Source organism: Moorena sp. SIO3I6 (assembly GCF_010672095.1).
Genome location: NZ_JAAHHU010000320.1, coordinates 1 through 4919 on the forward strand (window position 1 = coordinate 1; position 4919 = coordinate 4919).

Genomic DNA, 4919 nt, shown 5'->3' on the forward strand with positions numbered 1-4919 from the left:
AATATTTAAAAATTGATTGGTTTTATGAAGCCAATAATCATCTAGAAAGTATAAATACAGAAAATTTACCCCTGGAGACAGATGAAATTTTAGCTCCACCAGCTGAGGTGATTGAAAAGCTATTTGAATTGGCAAAAAGAGGCAATATCCATGGCATAGAGAAAACTGTGCTTGAACTGGAACAGAGAGATAAAAAATTTGGGCCTTTTGCCAATGAGTTAAGGCAATTAGCAACTAGCTTTCAGGTTAAGCAAATTCGGTAATTTATCAAATCGTTCAGGGGGTAAATCCATGACTATCAATAAAGTTGATCAAGCCACTATCTTGATCGTTGATGACAATCCCACGAATCTGAAAGTGTTGTCAGAAGCGATCGCAAATTCGGGATGGGAAATCTTGGTAGCAACTGATGGTGAAACGGCTATCGATCAGAGCGAATATGCAAGACCAGATCTGATTTTGTTAGATGTAATGATGCCGGGAATGGATGGTTTTGAAACCTGCCGCCGACTGAAATCTAATCCCGCAACTAATGAAATACCAGTGATTTTTATGACTGCTCTGAATGACACGGTTGATAAGATCAAAGGTTTGTCCCTGGGGGCTGTAGATTACATCACCAAGCCGTTTCAGACTGAAGAAGTGTTAGCCCGTCTCAAGGTGCATTTACAACTGCATTTCCTGACCAAACAACTAGAAGACCAAAATCTGTACTTAGAGGAACGGGTAGCGGAACGCACTGCTGATCTACAACAGGCAAACCAGCAACTGCGAGAATTAGAAGCTCAGCTACGCAAAGCTCTAGCCCAAGAACAAGAATTCAATCATCTTAAATCTCGGATGATCATAGCCATTTCCCATGAGTACCGCACGCCTTTGACCAGCATTCTCTCCAGTTCTGAACTCCTGGAAGCTTACTGCCATAGATGGGATAAATCTAAGCAAAGCCAACATTTTCAACGGATCCGAGAGGCTGTTCAACGGATAACGGACTTAATGGGTAATGTGATGTTCCTGAATAAGGCAGAATTTGAACAACTGGAGTTTCAGCCTACTCCTTTGGATTTAGGAGTATTTGTGCGTGATCTAGTGGATGACATGCAACGTAAGCATTCAGCCGTCAGCTATCAGCTATCAGCTAATGCGCTAAGCGCACGCTACTTGAGGTGCTAGCAGGCGCTTTAACTGCACGGGGTCGGATGAGTAAAACCACCAGGGATTTTCAACCAGCCCTACCAGGACTCCCCAGCTTTGTTACTACTTCCCGTTGATTAGCTGACGGCTGACGGCTGTTCGCGTAGCGTGCGCGTAGCGCATTAGCTGAATGCTTATGAAACAGCAATCATGACAGAACCACAATCAAACTATGACTATCAAGTTGGTGGCAGTCTCCCAGTTAATGCCACCAGCTACGTGAGGCGACAAGCCGACGAAGACTTTTACCTTTGCTTGAAAGCCGGTCAGTTTTGTTATGTACTCAACTCCCGACAGATGGGAAAATCCAGCTTGCGGGTGCGGACAATGAAAAGGCTGCAAGCAGAAGGAATCCTCTGTGGTTTTATTGACCTGACCGGGATTGGCAAAGAGGATGTCACCCCAGAAAAGTGGTATGCTGGGATTGTCAATGCTCTCGTGAGTAGTTGCCAGCTCAGCAAACAATTAAAATGGCGCAGCTGGTGGCGGGAGCAGCGGGATTTGCTTTCCCCTGTGCAACGGTTGAGTCTATTTATTGAGGAAGTCCTGTTAGTTCTGGTTGAGCACAGAATTGTCATTTTCGTCGATGAAATTGACCGAGTTTTGAGCCAGAATTTTTCCGTAGATGATTTTTTTGCTCTGATTCGATTCTTCTACAATCAACGAGTAGATAATCCTGCTTACCAACGGCTCACATTTGCCCTGTTAGGGGTGGCAACTCCAAGTGATTTAATTACTGATAAAACTCAAACCCCCTTTAATATTGGTAAAGCGATTGAACTGCGTGGATTTCAACTCCCTGAAACACAGCCATTAGCTCAAGGATTAGAGGGTAAGGTAGATCATCCCCAAGCAGTGGTTCAGGAACTATTGAACTGGACAGGAGGGCAACCGTTTCTGACCCAAAAGTTATGTCAGCTGGTGGCTCAGAGTGCCGACAGTAGGAGTATTCTCAGTGCCCAATCCATTGAGCAGATAGTTCAAAGGCGCATCATTGAAAATTGGGAAGCCCAGGATGAACCAGAGCATTTGCGAACCATACGCGAACGCATTCTCCGTAACCAGCAGCGTGTTGGTCAGCTTTTAGGAGTATATCAGCAAATTTTAGAACAGGGGGAAATTGTTGCTGATGGCAGTTCCGAGCAAACGGAGTTGCGACTGTCGGGGTTAGTAGTTCAGCAGCAGGGAAAATTAAAAGTTTACAACCGTATTTATGAGCAGATTTTTAATATAGAGTGGGTTGAGAAACAATTAGAGAAACTGCGCCCCTACTCTGAGGACTTCAAGGCTTGGGTTAGTTCCAATTATCAGGATGAATCACGACTGTTGCGGGGTCAGGCGTTGCAGGAAGCCCTTTCATGGTCAAATACTAAAAGCTTGAGCGATCTAGATTATCGCTTCTTAGCTACTAGTCAAGATCTAGAGAAGCAAGAAGTTGAACATGCCTTAGCACTCAAACAAGAAGAGAGTCGGATCTTATCCCAGGCGAATGAGACCTTAACTCTCGCACAACAGCAAGCTCAAGCCCAATTAAAGCAAGCGCAACGAAAATCCCGGAGAATAGTTAACATTGGTTCCACAATTTTGGCTATTTCCTTGGTAACAGCAGCATCAGTAGGTTTACAAGTTAGACAAGCAAGGCGACAACTGCTAGAAGCTGATGTTTTATTGAGCAGTGTTTCTTCAAAAAGAGCCTTTGAGTCTAGCCCCTTTGAGGCACTACTGACAGCCTTGCCAGCAGCACAAAAACTGCAAGCCTTAGCAGAGTCTGGCTCAGTCAAAGATTATACGCGCCTGCAGGTCAGATCTGCACTACAACAGGCTATTTATGGCATTAGAGAGCGCAATCAGATCGAAGGACATCGCTTTGGTGTCAGAGATGTAAAATATAGCCCTGATGGCAAGCTCCTCGCCTCTGCTAGTGAGGATAGGACGGTGAAGCTCTGGAATGTGGAAACTGGAACCTTGCTGCAAACCCTAGAAGGTCATCGTGGTAAGCTATGGAGCGTCAATTTTAGCCCTGATGGTAGACTCTTAGCCTCTAGCAGTGAGGATGGCACAGTTAGGATTTGGAGAGTAGCAGATGGCAGCGAAGTACAAATCCTAGAAGGTCATAGTAATTGGGTCAGGAGCGTCAGTTTTAGTCCTGATGGTCAGACTTTGGCTTCTGGGAGCTCTGACAAGACAGTGAAACTGTGGAAGGTAGCAGATGGCACCGAAGTGCAAACTATTGAAGAGCACCGCAACGCTGTTACTAGCGTTAGTTTCAGTCCCGATGGTAAGACCCTAGCCTCCGCCAGTTGGGATGATACTGTGAAACTGTGGAATCTGGAAAATGGTAAATTGATACAGACCCTCAAAGGCCATCGCCATAATGTTAGGAGTGTTAGTTTTAGTCCTAATGGTACTACCTTAGCTTCTACTAGTGAGGACAACACTATCAAGCTCTGGAGTGTGGCCAATGGCACTCTCTTGCAAACCCTTGAAGGTCATCGTAGTCCCGTCTGGAGTGTTAGTTTCAACCCGAATGGTAGAATCCTGGCTTCGGCTGGTTCCGATAACATAGTAAAGTTATGGAATCTAGAAGATTTAAAAGACTTAGAGCCAGCAACCATCGAACCGCAAACCCTTAGAGGTCATCGCAGCCGGATCTGGAGTGTTAGTTTTAGTCCAGATGGTCAGACCTTAGCCTCCGCCAGTGCTGATAGCACTGTTAAGCTCTGGGCATTAAACAGCACTGAACCACAAACCCTCGAAGCACATGGGGGGGATGTTAAAAATGTCAGTTTTAGTCCCGATGGTAAGTTGCTAGCTTTTGCTAGTTCTGACAACACAGTGAAGCTGTGGCAGGTAGAAGATGGTATCGTTCTGTATACCCTGGAAGGACATGGCAGTTCGGTCAGAAGCGTCAGTTTCAGTCCCGATGGTAAGCTACTTGCTTCTGGCAGCTCTGACAAAACTGTGAAGCTATGGCAGGTAGAAGATGGTAAACTGCTACAAACCCTGGAAGGACATCGCAGTTTGGTCAGAAGCGTCAGTTTCAGTCCCGTTAGCCTAGCTTCCCCGGAGGGGGTTGGTAGAATTTTAGCTTCTGCCAGCTCTGACAAAACCGTGAAGCTTTGGCAGGTAGAAGATGGTACCCTGCTACAAACCCTCGACCATAGCCTTTCAGAAGCTAATTCACCTCTGGGATATCTAGCGGTTACCAGCATCAGTTTCAGTCCTAATGGCAAAACCATAGCTTCTGCTAGTTCCGACGGCAATGTCAGGCTTTGGAATGTCGAAAATGGCACTCTAGTGCAAACCCTTGAAGCTCATAGTAGTTGGACTAAAAGTGTAAGTTTTAGTCCCAATGGTAAGAGTTTGGCTTCCGGTGGTGATGATACTATAGTGAAGCTGTGGAATTTGGAGACCAGTGAAGCACAAACCCTCAACAGTCATCTGGATAATCTCACCAGCTTAAGTTTCAGCCCTGATGGCAAGATTCTTGCTTCTGCCAGTAATGACCGCACCGTGAAACTTTGGAAGGTAGCGGATGGAACCTTGCTGCAAACCCTTGAAGGTCATAGCGGTAGGGTCAACAGCATTAGTTTCAGCCCCGATGGCAAGACCTTAGCTTCTGCCAGTGAGGATAACACTCTCAAACTATGGAATTTGGATCTAGACCTAGATGATTTAATTAGGCTGGGTTGCGACTGGCTCACAAATTACCTTGCTACTCATCC

At 45.7% G+C, this 4919-nt stretch carries 2 protein-coding genes and 1 pseudogene; all 3 read left to right on the forward strand.

Annotated elements, in window-relative coordinates:
- Positions 1 to 263: pseudogene (locus F6K49_RS35080) on the forward strand (hypothetical protein); the annotation flags it as partial.
- A gap of 28 nt (positions 264 to 291) precedes the next feature.
- Positions 292 to 1173, forward strand: a complete 882-nt coding sequence (locus tag F6K49_RS35085; RefSeq protein WP_293104174.1) for a response regulator — start codon at positions 292 to 294, stop codon at positions 1171 to 1173.
- 171 nt (positions 1174 to 1344) lie between these two features.
- On the forward strand, positions 1345 to 4919 hold a 3575-nt coding region (locus F6K49_RS35090), incomplete at its 3' end, for an AAA-like domain-containing protein (RefSeq protein ID WP_293104177.1).

Coding starts and splice junctions, on each gene's coding strand:
- F6K49_RS35085 (WP_293104174.1), top strand. CDS start 292: ATGACTATCAATAAAGTTGATCAAGCCACTATCTTGATCGTTGATGAC.